General features: G+C 58.1%; 7 protein-coding genes and 1 pseudogene. 6 read left to right on the top strand and 2 right to left on the bottom strand.

All coding sequences use genetic code 11. From position 1 onward, the window contains the following. Nucleotides 1–54 precede the first annotated feature (54 nt). The gene (locus tag ACIPQ1_RS24035) at nucleotides 55–915 is read right to left on the bottom strand and encodes a phosphatase PAP2 family protein (protein ID WP_411386442.1); all 861 of its coding nucleotides are present in this window, start codon (nucleotides 913–915) and stop codon (nucleotides 55–57) included. 24 nt (nucleotides 916–939) lie between these two features. Further along, nucleotides 940–1,632, bottom strand: coding sequence for a lipopolysaccharide core heptose(II)-phosphate phosphatase PmrG (pmrG, locus tag ACIPQ1_RS24040; protein WP_411386441.1), 693 nt, complete (start codon nucleotides 1,630–1,632; stop codon nucleotides 940–942). A 325-nt stretch (nucleotides 1,633–1,957) separates the two neighbouring features. Here pmrG and ACIPQ1_RS24045 point away from each other — a divergent pair. The 6 genes and pseudogenes from ACIPQ1_RS24045 to ACIPQ1_RS24070 form a co-directional block, all read left to right on the top strand. Continuing rightward, nucleotides 1,958–2,836 (top strand): annotated as a pseudogene (locus tag ACIPQ1_RS24045) (methyl-accepting chemotaxis protein); the annotation flags it as partial. A 201-nt stretch (nucleotides 2,837–3,037) separates the two neighbouring features. After that, complete coding sequence (locus tag ACIPQ1_RS24050; protein WP_434576621.1) at nucleotides 3,038–3,742, top strand: methyl-accepting chemotaxis protein; 705 nt, start codon at nucleotides 3,038–3,040, stop codon at nucleotides 3,740–3,742. Between the two features lie 253 nt (nucleotides 3,743–3,995). Then, entirely contained in the window at nucleotides 3,996–6,527 is a 2,532-nt protein-coding gene (locus tag ACIPQ1_RS24055) for a Tc toxin subunit A (protein ID WP_446534895.1), read from the top strand. A 28-nt stretch (nucleotides 6,528–6,555) separates the two neighbouring features. Continuing rightward, a complete protein-coding gene (locus ACIPQ1_RS24060; protein ID WP_446534896.1) occupies nucleotides 6,556–10,350 on the top strand; it encodes a Tc toxin subunit A-related protein in 3,795 nt (1,264 codons plus the stop codon). Next, nucleotides 10,347–14,789, top strand: a complete 4,443-nt coding sequence (locus tag ACIPQ1_RS24065; RefSeq protein WP_446534897.1) for a SpvB/TcaC N-terminal domain-containing protein — start codon at nucleotides 10,347–10,349, stop codon at nucleotides 14,787–14,789. The genes ACIPQ1_RS24060 and ACIPQ1_RS24065 overlap by 4 nt, the downstream gene beginning before the upstream one ends. Then, nucleotides 14,786–17,653: an RHS repeat-associated core domain-containing protein gene (locus ACIPQ1_RS24070; protein ID WP_446534898.1), complete on the top strand. Its 2,868-nt coding sequence runs from the start codon at nucleotides 14,786–14,788 to the stop codon at nucleotides 17,651–17,653. Before ACIPQ1_RS24065 ends, ACIPQ1_RS24070 begins: the two co-directional genes overlap by 4 nt. Nucleotides 17,654–17,658: the final 5 nt, after the last annotated feature.

Below are 17,658 nucleotides of genomic sequence, written 5' to 3' on the forward strand. Positions count from 1 at the left end.
GAACTTTTCTTCACCCTACGCCCCCGCGTGATTCGGTAAAGTCCCCTCGCTCATTCAAGAAACTAAGGTTTTAGCCCGCGCTCCCAGCGGGCTTTTTTTTGCCTGGCGTTCAGGCTGACGAAGGGTGTTGCCCGACACCGGTTGTTCCAAGGCCGCTCGCCCATAAAACAGCAACGCCATCAGCCAACAGCTCAACCAGACAAAGATCCCCGCCCAGAAGGTGTGGGACATGTAGTGCCAGCCCTGTAGGACTCGCGTCGTGCCATAGACAAACCCCAAGGCCAGCGCCCCATACATCACGGCTTTGGAGTGACGCCAGCGGTAGCGCCGGGCGATGAAATACAGCGCCAACATCGTGAAGCCGCCGGATGCATGACCGCCGGGCCAGCAGCGGCCGTCGCCGGCGACCTTTAGCAGGTCAAAATTCTGGAACCATTCCCTGTGCTCGATCTTGCCGGCGTATTGGGTGGTTTCCACCGGGCAATACACGCTGGTGTGGCCCTTGAGGTAATGGATGACGCCGGTGCTGAGGGAAAAGGCGAAGACCACATAGAGAAAATCGCGACGGTGCCTGTGGGCAACACGCAGCGGTTTGGTCAACCTGGCCTTGTCCAGCACACGAAGCAATGCGGGGTGTTTCTCAGGCTTGAACAGCGGCCAGATAAACGACAGCAGTGCACCGACAATCGCCGCCTCGCCCGTCCAGTTCGGAATGACCCTCGCCCATTTGTGGGTGATTTGCTCGAACAGGCGCTCGTGCTGCAACGCAAAGACTCGGTGCAACGGGTCGTAGAAAAGATCGCTGATGGCGATGTCGATACGGGTCAGATCGAACAGCAGGAACACCACGGCGGCACAGGCCAGGGGAATTCCGAGGTTGAGCCCGTAGAAACGGGCGCGAGCAGACGTCAGCATGAGCGGTCCTGATCGAGGGGAAAGTTATTGGAATGTCACCGAGCGCCAATCGGAGGCTTCGATAAAACCGAGCAATCGTGGCGCTTGTGGCTGGGCGCTGGAAACGAACAACGAAGCCCCATAGCCGAACGAGGAAGTCGGGCGCTGGAGCGCGGTTTCCATCGCCTGCATGCATTCGCTGTGGGTGACCAGGATCAGGTTGCGCCCGGCCACCTTGTGGGCCAAGGCATTGCGCAGCAGATCGTGTCGGCAGTTGAACAGCCAATCGTCACCGGCACTCACCTTGTTGAACATGTACCCCGCCGTCTGTGCCGTGCGCACCCGTGGGCTGTTGTAGAGGTCGACATTGTCCAGGCCCAGTTGTTCGAACCGGGCACCGAGGCCCACCGCAACGGCACGGGCGCGATCGGTGATGCCTTCGCGGTCATTCAGGCACGCAGCCTTGGCGTGGTCGCAGCGCTCGACATGGCGCACCAGCACAATCATCTCGCCCTTGGCCCAGCCCTCGGCCAAGGCCCGGGCGCCAGCGACGTTGCCATGGGCCAGGTCCGGCACCGCCGCCGGGCTGAGCAGCCAGAAGACCAGCGGGATGACCAGCAGCGCCGAAGCCAGCACGACCATCGTGTTTTGGTAACGGGCGAAGCGACTCGTATCGATCGAGCGCGCCAGGCCGAAAAAACTCAGTCTCAGTTCCACATCAAGCCGCCCCGACGGCATCCACCCTGTGATTCGATGGCGCGACAGTAGAGAGGCCGACGTAGGCAGGCAGTGAAAGCGATGTGAAAAAAAACTTCAGATCCGGAGGCCGTCGCCGATACAGCCCTGTTACATGTTCTTGCTGGCTCTTAACAACAACAATCTTCCAGCGTACCGACGATCAAGCAGCACAACGTTCCTGGAGGAATTGATGAACAGCTGGTTTGGCAACATTAGCGTCAACATGAAATTGGGCCTGGGCTTTGGCCTGGTGCTGGTACTGACCTGCCTGCTGGCCCTGACCAGCTGGACCAGCCTCGGCGGGCTGATCGATCGCAGTAACTGGATGAGCGACATCACCCAGCTCAACGCCGGCCTGACCAAGCTGCGCGTCGTTCGCCTGCAATACATGCTGGCCAACGGTGACGAGACCGTCGCACAAAATGTGCAGACCACCCTCGATGGTTTCGTGGCGCAACAGAACGCCTTGCTCAGCAGCTTCAAGAGCCCGGCAAACGTCAAGCTGCTCAAGGAGCAGAGCGCAGTCATCGGCGCCTATCAGGTGTCCCTGAATAAGATGCGCAGCGCCTACCGCACCGGCAACAGCGCCCGCGATGTCATGGGCACCAACGCAGAGGTCGCCCACAAGCTGATCGAGACCATCGACGCCGACGTGCGCCAGATGGCCCTCAGCGATGAGCGTTTCGCCCAGTTCCAGGCCATCACCGAGGCCAAGCAGGCCTTCATGCTGGCCCGCTATGAAGTACGCGGCTACACCGCCAACAGCAACGCCGACACTGAACGCAAGGCCGTCGCCCAACTGGACGCCGCCATCGCTTCGCTCAAGCCACTGAATGAACTTTTCTCCAGCACCCGCCAGGATGAACTGCGCCAGCTGGAAAACGCCCTGACCCAGTACCGCAGCGCTGTGCAGGCTTTCAAGCTGGCCACCGCCGACGTGGTGCAGGCACGCAAGGAAATGACCGACCAGGGTGCGACCATCGTGGCCCTGAGCGAACAGCTGTACCAGATCCAACTCGACCGCCGCGACGCCGAAAGCGCCGAGGCCCGCACCCTGCAATTGATCAGCACCCTCCTGGCGTTGCTGGTCGGCGTCATTGCCGCCGTGATCATTACGCGTCAGATCACCGGCCCACTGCGCGAAACCCTGGCCGTGGTTGAACGCATTGCCAGCGGCGACCTGTCGCAGAACGTTATCGTCACCCGCCGCGATGAACTGGGTGTGCTGCAACAAGGCATCGCCCGCATGGGCGTGACCCTGCGTGACCTGATCAGCGGCATCCGCGATGGCGTGACCCAGATCGCCAGCGCCGCCGAAGAACTGTCCGCCGTGACCGAGCAGACCAGCGCCGGGGTCAACAGCCAAAAAGTCGAGACCGACCAGGTCGCGACCGCCATGCACGAGATGACCGCTACCGTCCAGGAAGTGGCGCGCAACGCCGAGGAAGCCTCCCAGGCCGCGGCCGCCGCCGACGGTGAAGCCCGCGCCGGCGATCAGGTGGTCAGCGAAGCCATCGCCCAGATCGAGCGCCTGGCCAGCGAGGTGGTGCGCTCTACCGATGCGATGACCGTGTTGCAACAGGAAAGCGACAAAATCGGCGCGGTGATGGACGTGATCAAGGCCGTGGCCGAACAGACCAACCTGCTGGCGCTCAACGCCGCCATCGAAGCCGCCCGCGCCGGTGAAGCAGGCCGTGGCTTCGCGGTCGTCGCCGACGAAGTCCGTGGCCTGGCCCAGCGCACGCAGAAATCCACGGAGGAAATCGAAGGCCTGGTGGCCGGCCTGCAGAACGGCACCCAGCAAGTGGCTGCGGTGATGAACAACAGCCGCAACCTCACCGACAGCAGCGTGGCCCTGACCCGCAAGGCTGGTGTGTCACTGGAGAACATCACCCGCACGGTGTCGAACATCCAGTCGATGAACCAGCAGATCGCGGCCGCCGCCGAGCAGCAAAGCGCCGTGGCTGAGGAGATCAGCCGCAGCATCATCAACGTGCGCGACGTCTCCGAACAGACCGCCGCCGCCAGCGAAGAAACCGCTGCCTCCAGTGTGGAACTGGCGCGGTTGGGCAATCAGTTGCAGATGATGGTGAGCCACTTCCGCGTCTAACACCCGCCTCGATATCTGCATGACCCACTGTGGGAGCGAGCTTGCTCGCGAAGGCGTCAGATCAGCCAGCATTGAAGTTGACTGAGCCACCGCCTTCGCGAGCAAGCCCGCTCCCACAGGGTTTGCTTCAGCGCAGCCACAAATCGCTCTTTCGTACAAATCTCCCGCCTCTCGTCCTACCGCCTTTCTTGGCCCGCTCCTGTACGGTTTTCGCTTGGACAAGCACATTCCGTGCGCACAGGAGAGGCCCCACATGGACGTAAGCAACAACTTACTGTTGCACAGGCTCGTTGGCTCCCACGACGGCGAGGACGCCACAAAAACCGCTTTGAAAACCGCCCTGGAACAAATGGGCGTGACATCGGTGTTCGACATTGTGCGCATGAGCAAGGCGCAGTTCGCCCAGGAAGTCGCCAGGTACTGCGATGCAAATGCCGAGCAGGCCTACGACAACGCGCAGGGCCATGCCCGAAGGATCAGTCGCTTGTACTTGGAGCATCAACTCTCCTCCAGCAATACCCGCCGTGTTCGACGCAGTCTTGATTCAGACCCAACATCCGGGCCGATCAGCTATCAAGCGCTGTTCCAGGAAAACTGGGATCAATTCTGCAAAGACGGTGACATCGCCGCGATCGACTCGCCCGTGGCCTACCTGCGTGCGCTGTACCGGTTCGCCAGGCGGCTGGAAGACAGCTCCACGGATAGCCGCAAGATATCCCTGGCATCACGTCGACCGGATCTCGACACACTGATGCTCGATCCACAGAGCGCCTTGGTTCCACGCCCCATGCTCAACATCGTCAACGACACGTTGCGCAGCCATATCGAGGCCAGTCTCGATGAGGACACAACGGTCCATCAGGCCTTGGCCAGCGCACACTATCCCTTTTCACTGCCCTATGACCTTCATCATCAGCAATGCCTGCTTGGGTTGGGCTCAGGTAAACCCACCTTGGGCGAAGTGAATTACAGGATCAGTCTCAAGCTGCCGTTTTGCCAGGACGGCTCACCGTACGGGCACGTTTCGCAACCACCCAGCGAGGCGCAAACGCTGCTTTCAGGGCTCAGTCCGCAGCAGCAGGAAATCTTGCTCGCACCGCTCGCTTCGGATCTAGATTTCGAGGCACTGGAAGAAGCCTATGGCACCAAAGATCTCGCAGGCCTGCGAGACCTCAAATGCTTCAGGGAGCGCACCGGGCTATCGACGGAACAGGTCGAGCAACTACTGGGGCATGGCAGATACAGCGCTCGCTCCTCAACCCATATCCCGCCCTCGACTCGTAACCGCCAAGGCTCTACTTACATCAATGGGCCCGACACCTCCTCTGCCCTCGCGCTTGAAACCCAGAGGGACAAGCAAGGGTTCAGCCACGAGTCCTTCGAACGTTTCGACCGCATGCAGCAAATGATCCGCCTGCAGCAATGGACGGGCATTCCCTTTGCCGAGCTGGATACGTTGCTCATCAATATCATGTATTCGGAAGTCAACACCGCGATGACACTCAGCGCCAATACCTTGCGGGCGCTCGGGGTCTATCAGTACATGACGCGGCGCCATGGCATCACACCAGACGAGTTTGCCGCGCTCATCAGCGAAATGCCGACTCGCGCTAGCGCAGAGCGTGTTTCGTTGTTTGACCAGGTATTCAATCGCACCCGTCTGCTCGAAAGCCCTGCGTGGGAAGGGCAGGCGACGGATCTCGAAACCACCGACCTGAAGACGCTCAGCTACCTCGGCGCGGGCCTGGGACTTGCCATCACTGAAGATGCGTTGTTGCTGCTTGTGAAACAGACTGAAAAATACCTGCCATTGAAACAGGATTTGCCGACGATCTCCTCGCTCTACCGTCAGGCCCGTATCGCGCGGATGTTCGGACTGTCGCCTCTTGAGTGCACGGAACTGGCTCGGTTACTCGGTGGGGATAAGTTCTGTCGGGCGTTGGTGACGGGGGCACTGGACACTACGTCCCCAGACATTCTCGATGTACTGATGGCGATGGATTGGGCAGTGGACTGGCTCAAGCAAAACCATCTCGATGTGCTGGCGTGGTGTCGCCTGTTCGACACTTCCAGAGATGACTTACCGTTGAATCAAACTCTGGAAAACCGACTGGCCGCACTTCGAGAGCACGCCAAGCTCACCAGAGACGACCAACGCCTGGTAGAAACACTGCTGCACGATATCGCTGACTTGCCCGCCGAGTATTCCCCCTGTGTGATGAAAATGGCCGAGACGAATGCCAAGGAAATTGTCGAGGCCATCATCGCACCTGACGGCGAAGTCTCCCCGTTGCTGGCACGCGTGCTTCGCACCGCGCAAGCCTGCCAGAACTTACATCTGAGCAGCAGCACGCTACAGACATTGATGGACCACCCCACGTGGTTAGCCTCGAACAGTTCGGGAACGCTTAAGCCTCAAACGCTGTATTTACTCGAACGGTTCAGTCATTGCGCAAGACATCAGGCGCAGTCAGAAGAGAACCTGTTGCACTACTTCCAACTCACCAATCAAGACCTGTCGCAACATTCAGCAGAGACAGCCAACGAACTGTTGGCCCATCTGCTGGGCTGGAACGTTGAGCAAGTGAGTTGCCTGACAGCGCAACTGCCTTCAGGACGCGCCACCACGATGCAAGACGTAGATTGGGTCATGCGCTGCCAGGCGTGTTGCATCAGTACTGGCCTGTCGGCAAGCCTGCTGCTCAAGGCCGCCGCACTTAATGGCGACAGCCCGACCGAGGAGTGGAAAAACGTCGGTGAAGGGCTGATTGCTGCGTGCCATTGATGCGTACATTTTTATTCAAGGATTGAATATGACCGTTGCCATGAAAAAGCAGCTGGATGAAAGCCTGCGCGATGCGCAGTTGGCGTTCTACCTACACAAGATCGCGCCGGGCAAAAGCTTGCCAGGAACAGTGCGACTCCAGACTGCCCGAGACCTTTATGAATATTGGCTGCTGGACGTACTGGTCAGTCAGGATGTGCCCACCACGCCCGTGGCGTGCGCCATTGCCAGCCTTCAGCAATACATCAACCGCATCCTGATGAATATGGAGCCCGGTTACGACCGGGCAAGCATCACACCCGAGCCTATGCAAACGTGGCGCAACGAGATGCATCAATACCCCATCTGGGCGGCCCATCAAAAGCTGCTTTATTTCCCGGCAAGTTATCTGGACCCCACTCTGAGGAGCAACAAGAGCGACAACTTCCAGCAGCTGGAAAACGCCCTCAACCAGAACCGAATCCAGGCAGATGCGGTTCAGTCGGCGGTCATGGCCTACCTGACCCGATTCGAAGAAATCGCCAACCTGAATATTCTCAATGGCTACATCGACGGCGAAGACTTTGCCAACAGCACCTACTATTTCATCGCCAAGTCACGCACCGAAAATACCTATTTCTGGCGTTCGCTGAACATGGCGCAACGCCCGCTGAACGGTCCGCCACCACAGACCCCTGCCATCGCCCACAAAGTGGATCAGCCGGATCCGTATGCCTGGTCGGATTGGGAAAAAGCCGATGTGCCGATTCCCGAAAGTGCGGTGGAGCACACGATTCGTCCTGTCTGGTTCAACAACCGTCTGTTCGTTGTCTGGGCGGAATGCATCCATCAGGACCCGAAAGCCTCCAACATTGATTCCGCACATGCCCCTGCGCTGCAATCGGCGACAAGCCATCCGCTTTTTCGCTTGAGCTTTTGCTTCAAAAAGCAGAATGGAATATGGAGCACGCCGCGAATTTGTCTGCACCGGCATTGCGAGGACGAAGCGCTTTACGGCAAGGACATCAATGATATCAAGCCGTTGTTATGTACCGTCGCAGAGCACCATCGCAACGGCACGCAGGAGCTGCTTTTTCTGACTTTGGGGGCCAAGGCCGACACGAAACCTGCATCCGACGACAACTGCATTTTTCTTGGAACCATTCGCATCAATAAAGACCTTAGCTTCCAGCCCTATTTATCGGACTCCCCCCCAGAAAAAACGGAAATAGATTTCAACCGTCTCAATGAAGCGCTCCGAGAAAAGCTTTTTAATGACCAACGTATTCAAACCAAAAATTCTCTCCTCTTTACGCTCGTTCACGAGGATAAAGAAATAGCGGCCTTTCTGCCCGGGCTCCTCTTCTTACCTTCCAAAGCCAATCCAAAAATCACCGGACAATCGATAAGGGGTCAGGGAACTGTTCAGTTCCTGGACCTTTCCACATCCACTTTCCCTGACAAACCAAGTCAGCCGATCAGGTTGAACACCACGTTCGCCGCAGAACTGATCCGCCGTACAGAGAACGGCCTGGATGAGTTGTTCGACTGGACGACACAGCATTTGCCAGAACCGACCCTACCCGACGGCGTCAACAACGGGATGGACTTCCACGGCCCTTACGGCCGCTACTTCACCGAACTGTTCCTCTACTTGCCATGGCTGGTCGCCCATCGTTTGAACGCCGAGCAGCGCTATGACGAGGCCGAACGCTGGCTGCGCCGCGTCTTCGATCCAAGTCGCGGCAAAGAAGACTGCTGGAGGGCCGTTCCGTTAATCGATAGCAACATGCCTTCGTATGCCGACCAGGCGCCCCACGACCCTCATCAGATTGCGCTCAGTCATCCAGCTCACTTTCGCAAGGCGCTCTACTTCCTGTACCTCGACATCCTGATCAATCGAGGCGACGCCGCGTACCGCGAACTGACCCCTGACGGCCTCAGTGAGGCAAAGCTTTGGTACGTGCGGGTGCTGGATCTGTTGGGACCACGCCCGACCGTTCAACTCATCGATGATTGGGCGAGCATCAGCCTGCAAACGCTGAGCGAAGCGACCAATAAGAACTTGCGCGAGTATGAACGATCGAAGCCCCACTCCCAGGCCTTATCGCCAGTCCGCGAGGGCACTTCGCACGCGTCATTGCCAGCCATCGATAGCCCGCATTTACGCCTACCGTTCCACCCGCAGTTGCTCCAGTGCTGGGACATTGCAGAAAGCCGTCTGTACAACCTGCGACACAACCTTGATATGGCCGGCAAGCCGCTGCATCTGCCGATATTTGCAGCGCCGCTGGACCCTCGCGTATTGCTCAGCCCCGCTGTCTTGAATACTTCGGACAATACGATTGAACGGGTGCCGCCCACAGCTATCCCGCACTATCGGTTCTCGGTCATGCACAGCCAGGCCTTGGGCGCGGTGGAAAGCCTCAGCCAATTTGGCGCCGTGCTGCTGTCGCTGATCGAGCGCAAGGAACAGGCACAGTTGCAAGAACTACAGCAGCAGCAAGCCTGGAACCTGGCGAAAATCTCCGTCGACCTGCAGCGCCAGTTCCTGAGCATCGACCGCCAACAACACCAGGCCTTGCTGGCCAGCAAGGCAATTGTCCAAGGTAGAGTCGACCACTACAAAGGTTTGCTGGAAAGAGACATCAGCCAAAACGAGACACATGCCACCCAGTTCTACGTGGCCAGCGGCGGGCTTGAGATCGCGGCGGCGTCTTGTCAGGTCGCTGCGGGGGGACTGATGCTGGTTCCGAACATTGCAGGTTTCTGCTTTGGCGGCAGCCGTTGGGAAGGCCCGATGATCGCTGCCGGCGCAGCGGCCCACTCCGGCGCGCTTACGGCCCGCATGGCCGCAGAGCAGCTGGACCGTATGGAATCGTTCAATCGCCGCCGGGATGAATGGGTGCAGGGACACGATCAGGCACAACTCGAACTTGCCCAGGTGGATGCTCAACTGGCGCACTTCAACGAGCAGCAAACCGCCACGCGCCTGCAACTACGCCTGACTGAAACCGCCCTGAGCCAAACCAAGACCCATTATGACTTTCTCAGCAAACGCTTCACAAAGACACAACTGTACCAATGGCTGAACAGCCGGTTTGCGCTGTTTTACCGCCAGGCCTACGACACGGCACTGGGCCTGTGCCTGGTCGCAGAAGCTTGCTGGCGATACGAAATCGCCGATTTCGACACGCAATTCATTCAGCCCGGCACTTGGAATACCACCTATCGAGGACTTGGCGCAGGCGAGCAATTGAAACTCAGCCTGTTGAACATGCAGGCCGAATATCTGCGCCGTAACCAGCGAGAGCTGGAGATCCGCAAGACGATTTCACTGCGCCAATTGAAAGACCAGACCAAGACTTCAACGATCAACAAGCCATGGCTGGACATGCATGCCGAACTGAAGAAAGGCCAATGCGAATTCGAGCTGTCCCAAGAACTGTTCGAGAGTGATTACAAAGATCAGAAGCACTACTTGCGGCGGATCAAAACCATCAGTGTTTCCTTGCCGACCGTTGTGGGTCCTTACGAAAACATCCGCGCCATACTGACCCAGACCTCTAGCAAAGTGTTCATGTCGCCTGATGCCAATGCACAAGCCATGGAGGGCCGGCGCGCCAACCAACAGATCGCCCTTTCCACCGGCGTCGACGACAACGGCCTGTTCACTTTGAACTTCAACGATGAACGCTACCTGCCGTTTGAATACACCGGCGCGGTCTCCCAATGGCAACTGACGTTCCCGAACCCCGAAGCGCAAAAAGACCTGCTCGACTCGCTGACCGACGTCATCGTGCATGTGAGCTACACGGCCAGGGTCGGCGGAGGTGTGCCATGAATGAACAAACCGCACTGCCGATCACCGCGCCGTCGCTGCCCAAGGGGGGCGGCGCCATCCACAGTATCGGCAAAGGGTGGGGCGAAATAGGCGCCCACGGCACGGCTTCCTATGAGGTTGGATTGCCGATTTCTCCCGGGCGTGGCTTTGCTCCGTCCTTGACCCTGAATTACAGCAGTTCGGCCGGCAACGGTGTATTCGGCACTGGCTGGGGATTGTCGTTGCCCAGCGTGGCGCGGCGCACCAGCAAGGGCGTGCCCGCCTATAACGACGATGACAAGATTGTCGGCCCCAACGGCGTGGTCTGGTTGCCCGAACATCGCATCAGTCCAACTCAAGTCAATCGCTACAACGACCTGGACCTGGGCACGACCTACACAGTGACGCGCCACCTGCCAAGAATCGAAAGCAGCTTCGACCGGATTGAACATTGGTCGTCGGATGGGGATACACCGGGTTTCTGGCTCGTGCACGGGGCCGATGGCAGTCTGCATGTCTACGGAAAAAATCCCGAGTCGCGACGAACAGATCCAAAAGACGCAAGCCGAGTAGGTGAGTGGCTGTTGGAGGAAAGCCTGAATGCGCATGGCGAGCACATTCAATATGTGTACGCGGGAAATGGCGGAGCCCAACGCTATTTGAGCCATGTGCGCTACGGCAATGTGAAGGCCGACACCAGCCTTTACGCTTGGAAAACAGATCCGCCCACACAGGACCAATGGCACTTCGAGTTGGTGTTCGACTATGGGGAGCGAAGTACCGGGTATGAGGAGAAGCCGCCCTACGCAGGCCTGCAATCGCAAAAACGTAGCGATGCGTTTTCCACCTTTGCCTACGGTTTCGAACTACGTACCGATCGCCTATGTCGCCAGGTATTGATGTTTCATCGCTTCCCCGAGTTGAGCGCCGATCCTGTTCTCGTACGGCGTGTGCTGCTTGAGTACCGCGAGACTTCCCTGGGATATAACCTCCTGAGTGCAGCGCACGACCAAGCGTTCGGCGACGGAGCAGTGCCTCAAAGTCGTCCTCCCATGGAATTTCGCTACAGCGAGTTCAACGGTCTGACCGATGTTGGCGCCTGGAAACGTTTTGAGGGCGTGCTCGACGGCGAACAGGGTTTTCAACTGGTGGATTTGTACGGTGAAGGGTTGCCCGGCGTGCTCCATCGACGCGACGCAGGCTGGTATTACCGTGAACCCATGCGCGCTAAAGCCAAGACTGATGAAGTGGCTTACGGTCAGTGGCAAGAGCTGCCCAAGACGCCTGTCACCGACACAGCGAAAACGCTGCGCCAAACATTGAGTGACCTCACAGGCGACGGTCGCCTGGACTGGATCATTGCCCAACCGGGGCTCAGCGGTTTCTTTTCGCTCGGAGCGGATCGCAAGTGGTCGAACTTCGCGACCTTCCAGGCATTTCCTAGCGAATTCTTCAGTCCGAAAGGGAATCTGGCCGACCTGATGGGTGAAGGGCTCAGCGACCTTGCCCTGATAGGCCCACGCAGCGTTCGCTTGTATGCCAACCAGCGCGAGGATGGTTTCGCCGCGGCGCGGGAGGTTTCTCGCGACGACGATGACGATGCCCTGCCGGTATTCAACGGGTCACCTTCCGAGCTGGTGGCGTTCAGTGATCTGCTCGGCAGTGGCCAGCAACACTTGGTGCGCATTCGCCACGACGAAGTGAAGTGTTGGCCAAACCTGGGCCACGGGCGATTCGGCAAAAGCATCGTGTTGGATTTTCCGGGCCTCGCCTACCCCACCTTCGATGCCTCGCGCATCCGTCTCGCGGACCTGGATGGTTCCGGTGCCGCCGACCTGATCTATCTGCAAGCGGATCGAATGCTGATCTTCATGAACCGCGGTGGCAATGGCTTCGCTCCCGCAGTTGAGCTGCCCTGGCCGGCCGGTCTGCGCTACGACAATTTATGCCAGGTAAGCGTCGTCGACCTGCAAGGGCTGGGTTGCTCCAGCTTGGTGTTGAGCATGCCGCATCTGACCCCTGCGCAACATTGGCACTACGATTTTGTCGACGAAAAACCCTATCTGTTGACCGTCACTTACAACAACATGGGCGCCGCCAACCGCATCACTTATCGCAGCTCGGCCCAGGAATGGCTGGACGAGAAAGCCTCGAGGGTCATAGCCAAAGAGTCCCTGGCCTGCCATGTACCGATGCCCCTGCACCTGGTATCGCGCCTGGTCCAGAGGGACGAGATCACCGGTAATCGCCTGACCCAGCGGTTTACCTATCGCCAAGGTTATTACGATGGCGTCGAACGGGAGTTCCGTGGCTTCGGCTTGCTGATCCAAACCGACAATGAAACCAATCCCAACGATGCCGATTCGCCAGGTTTCACAGAGCCTTGCTTGAAAAAAAGCTGGTTTCATACCGGCCAGGCATTGGACATGGACCGACGCGACTATCACGGTGCCGATTCGCAAGCCAAGGCGTTGGGTAAAGCCTTACTGTGCCGATACGACGAAAATAATGAGGACGAGCGGGTTGTTGCGACAGACGAAGCGACCAGACTTGAAATCTGCCGCGCCCTGAGCGGTCATTTACTGCGCAGCGAGACATACGCAGGAGGCAAAAACGAGACGCTGTATTCGGTCCAGGAAAACCGTTATCGGGTCCGTCTGCTACAGGCACCCCAAGGCCCGCGGCGCTATGCTTCCCTGTTGCCCCTGCTGCTGGAGACCATCAGCTATCAATACGAAGGCCAGAGCGACGACCCGCAGTGTCAACACCTGATCAATTTGCAGCATGATCAGTACGGTGCAGTCATTCACAGTGTGAACGTCCACTACGCCCGACGCAAAACGGCTGCCGACACCCCGCCGTTCAGCGAACCAGACCCGCAACAATGGTGGCGGGATGCTCATGATCCGGCGCAACAGTTTTACTACCTGGCACAAACTCGCGCCGAATTCATCAACCTGCGAACGCCTCAGGAATGGCGCCTGGGTTTACCTTATCGCCAGCGGACCAACGCGTTGAAACTGCCCAAGGCGACTGAAGCCGAAGGGCTGGCACCGGAGGATATTTCTTTTGAGAAGATTTCCGAACTCGTCGCTAAGCCAAGCTGGACGACCCAGGCCGTTCTCACCAGCCTGTCCGTAACCCGCTACAAGGAGGCTTCGGCAAACAAAACCTTGCCAGACGGCAAAGCCAGCTTCGAAGCCCTGGTCGACCATTTGGAAACCGCCGAGCTGGACGAAAACGCCCTGCAAGCCTTCGACCTGTTACCGGAAGGATCTCGTCCTGAGGGAGCACTGCTGAAAAAAATCGGCTATGAACCCATGATCGATTTCCTTCCCGCCAGCACCTCATCCAAGACACTGTGGTCAGTCAAAAGTGGCTTCACGACCTACGCCGGTTTGGAAGGCTTCTACAAAACCAAGACCGTGCAGCCGAGCAACAGCCACGGCGTGACCAAGATCAGCTACGACCCATACACTTGCTTTGTAACCGGGTTCGAACTGCCCGATGGCTGCACGACCAAGGCGCAATACGATTACCGTACCTCCCTGCCCCAATGGGTCAAAGACCCCAACGGTAACGTACAGGAAGCCCTTGCCGATGCCTTCGGCCAGGTACTGGCCAGCACCTTTTACGGCGACGAGAACAACAACGCTGTTGGCTTCAGACCGGTCGCAGCGTTCAAGCAATCGTCCAGGAGCGCGGCAGCAGCGATCACGCAAAGCCAAGATGCTTTGCAGGACGCCGCCACCGCCATCTATTACGCGCCATTCAGTTGGATGGGAAAGGTATCGGCGTCAGCCCTGAACGACACCGACTGGCTAGCGCGCTGTGTGAGCAACGGTGATGTACTGCCGACCGGGCATATTCGCGCCTCGGCTCGCGCCCGGCTGTCGAAACTCGAAGTAATTTCTGCCGACGATAAAAAACTGAAACGCGAAATTCGTACGTCGAAACGCGAGCCGATACACATTGCCACACTGGTCGCCGATCGTTACCCCAATGACGACCAGAAACAAATCCGCATCGCCATGACGTGCTTCGATGGCTTTGGTCGCCTGCTGCAAAGTAAGCAGCGGGTCGAATCAGGCATCGCTTACGTCGTGGATGCCAAGGGCGAACTGACACTCAACGAGGACGGCAAACCGCTGGAACAGATCACCGCAACGCGCTGGCTCGTCAGCGAACGGGTGGAATACAACAGCAAGGGCTTGGCGATCCGGATCTACCGTCCCTATTTTGCTGATCAGCATCGCTACATCAACGATAAATCCTTTCGGCAGTTCGGCCATTGCGACCAGCAGTTCTACGATGCATTGGGTCGCCCTACCCACACCCGTCTCGCCAGACAGAATGGACTTTCCCGGATGCGCCGGCAGACCCGTCATCCGTGGTACACCGTGGACGAGGATGAAAACGACACGCTGGAAGAAGTAATGACAGCAGGGGGTGAAGCATGAGCGCACGACTTCATCGCAAGACTCCCGCCATCAACGCCGTCGATGGTCGCAGCCTGCCGGTGCGCCAGGTCGCTTACTGCCGAAGAAAGGAAGACGAAAAACCCCAGATGCGCGCCAGCCGGCAAGAGTACGACGTCGCCGGGCGGCTGGTTGCCCAGCGCGACCCTCGACTTGCCAACGCAACTGATGCCAATCTTGCGACCGTCTACAGCCTGTCCGGCAAACCATTGCGAGTAAACAGCGTCGACGCCGGATGGCGTCTGAACCTGCCCGGCGACGCCGGACAGATTTTGCGCAGTTGGGATCAGCGAGGAAACCACTGGCAATCGACTTACGACAACCAACTGAGACTGATCACAGTCAAGGAGCAAGCTGCGGGAAAAGACCTGCGTAAAGTAGAGTGCTTGAGCTATGGCGACAGCTCGCAGGAATCGGCGAAGCTCAATCAATGCGGCGCGCTCATTCGCCACGACGACAGCGCGGGCACGTTGATCGTCGACGAATATGCGTTATGCGGTAAACCGCTTGGCCAGACAAGGCACATGCTGATCGAGGCTGCACAACCTGACTGGCCAACCGACTTGAAAGACCGTGATGGTCTTCTTGAAAAGAGCGAAGGCTACAAAACGAGTTGGTCCTACGACGCACTGGGGCAAGTTATCCAGCAGACCGATGCCGCCCGACACGAACAGCACTACACCTTCGATGTCGCGGGCCAACTCAAATCCGCGAGCCTGAAAATAAAAGGCACCGAGGCCAAAAAAACGATTGTCGAAGACCTCGTCTACAACGCATTCGGCCAAGTCGAATCGCAAACCGCCGGCAACGGCGTGACGAGTCGCGCGATATTCGATCCACCCAGCGGGCGACTGATGTCGCTCAGCGCATCGGTGCCTGGCAAAACCTTGCAAGAACTCCACTACACCTACGACGCCGTGGGGAACGTGCTGCAAATTACCGACAACGTCCAACCGGAGCGTTTCAACAGCAATCAACGGGTAAAACCCGTCAGCACCTTCACCTACGACAGCCTCTACCAGTTGACCAGCGCCACGGGGCGTGAGGCCGCCGGACTGACTCACCCTCCCGCCCTTCCTACCGCCGTTACGATTCCATTCGACCCCACGCAACTGTTCAACTTTGCCGAGCGATACACGTACGACGATGGCGGCAACCTGACCGAACTGCGTCATGTTCGCGAGGGGAATAACTACACCCGCACATTGAACGTGGCCACCGCCAGCAATCGCCTCATGTCTTGGAGCCAGGGCGACGACACGACGACCAGAATAGCGCTGGACTTCGATGCCAACGGCAACCTGCAGGCCCTATGTCCGGGCCAGGCACTGGCATGGAATAGTCGCAACCAACTCGACAGTGTGGTGCTGGTCAAGCGCGAAAACGGTGTCGACGACACCGAGCACTATGCCTACGATAGCAGTGGCCAACGCGCGCGCAAGATCAAGACAACCCATGCCGCTGCAATGATCCACACTGAGGAAGTCCGCTACTTGCCGGGCCTCGAAATCCGCACCCGTCATAACGAACGCCTGGAGGTCATCACCCTGCAAGCCGGACGCTGCAACGTGCGTTACCTGCATTGGACCGAAGGCCGACCGTCCAGGATCGCGGCCAATCAACTGCGCTATAGCCTTGATGACCACCTGGGCTCCAGCTCACTGGAACTCGACGACAAGGCCGACCTGATCAGCCAGGAAAGTTACCTGCCCTATGGAGGAACCGCTTGGGTGGCATCCCGTTCGGCCGTGGAGGCCGATTACCGGACCATTCGTTACTCCGGCAAGGAACGCGATGCCAGCGGGTTGTATTACTACGGGCATCGGTACTACGCGCCGTGGTTGCAACGCTGGGTCAGTCCCGACCCGGCGGGGGCGGTTGATGGGTTGAACTTGTATTGTATGGTTGGGAACAATCCGGTGAGGTTTGTCGATCCATCTGGGTTGATGAGGGCGGAGGAGCTTCGAGAGTTCGAAAGATGGGGACGAAGCAGGTCGCAGGAAATTATGAACTCCGCAATAGGTAACTTCTCCGATCCACTGATGCCGGATAACTACGATAAGTCGTCCGATCAGAAACTTAATACCGGGCTACTGAGTAAAGAGTTTCTCGCTCACTCCTATGGCTATGTAGAGGCTACAGAGGTTGGGTTCAGCGATTACTTCAACCTTCCCAAGCCTAAAGGCGGTATGACGAACTACAGAGGCGTGGACCGGTCCTACGATGGCCGTGCCAAGACCCCTGCCCCCTCCAACTATTATTTGAATTTCGGCACCTACCGGATCAGCAACATCCCTGACTATCTGAGCGACTTGTCCGAGCGATATGTTTCGGCCCGAAACAACCTGTTCCATTCCACTACCATAGAGGCAGATGTCCTGAGGGACGCTCCGACGCTAAGCAGGACGACCGAACAGGTCCATCAATTGCAACAACCGACCCGAGACTGGATCGCAAAACATATTGAGAAGATGGATGGGATAATGCCGACTCGTGCCGGTGGCCCTGGAACTCATGCGGAAGTCCGGCTGGCCAATGCAGTGGTAGCGCTCTATCCGGACAGAGCGGAAAGAATGCTGTCCAACACGACAATATTCACGGACACACTATTTCGGGGAAACACGCCCCAGTCTTTCCCCGCCTGCATCAACTGCAGCGGCATTCTTCCGACGCCGATCACCATACCCACCGGACGTACCCCCATCGATTATGCGGGATACCACTCTACCGTTCAGCGAATACAAAACGCATCAGAGTCACGACCTGAACGAGGGAACTCGCGCTATCAACCTAGAGGAGGAGGATCACGGCCTCGTCCCGGAGGGAGTAGAAGCGGCAGAAGGTGATGCTG

It is taken from the genome of Pseudomonas sp. LARHCG127, from assembly GCF_052871455.1.

Bases quoted from the DNA above. Each gene is read 5' to 3' on its own strand.
- ACIPQ1_RS24035 (WP_411386442.1), bottom strand. From the start codon at position 915: ATGCTGACGTCTGCTCGCGCCCGTTTCTACGGGCTCAACCTCGGAATT.
- pmrG (WP_411386441.1), bottom strand. From the start codon at position 1,632: ATGCCGTCGGGGCGGCTTGATGTGGAACTGAGACTGAGTTTTTTCGGC.
- ACIPQ1_RS24050 (WP_434576621.1), top strand. From the start codon at position 3,038: ATGACCGCTACCGTCCAGGAAGTGGCGCGCAACGCCGAGGAAGCCTCC.
- ACIPQ1_RS24055 (WP_446534895.1), top strand. From the start codon at position 3,996: ATGGACGTAAGCAACAACTTACTGTTGCACAGGCTCGTTGGCTCCCAC.
- ACIPQ1_RS24060 (WP_446534896.1), top strand. From the start codon at position 6,556: ATGACCGTTGCCATGAAAAAGCAGCTGGATGAAAGCCTGCGCGATGCG.
- ACIPQ1_RS24065 (WP_446534897.1), top strand. From the start codon at position 10,347: ATGAATGAACAAACCGCACTGCCGATCACCGCGCCGTCGCTGCCCAAG.
- ACIPQ1_RS24070 (WP_446534898.1), top strand. From the start codon at position 14,786: ATGAGCGCACGACTTCATCGCAAGACTCCCGCCATCAACGCCGTCGAT.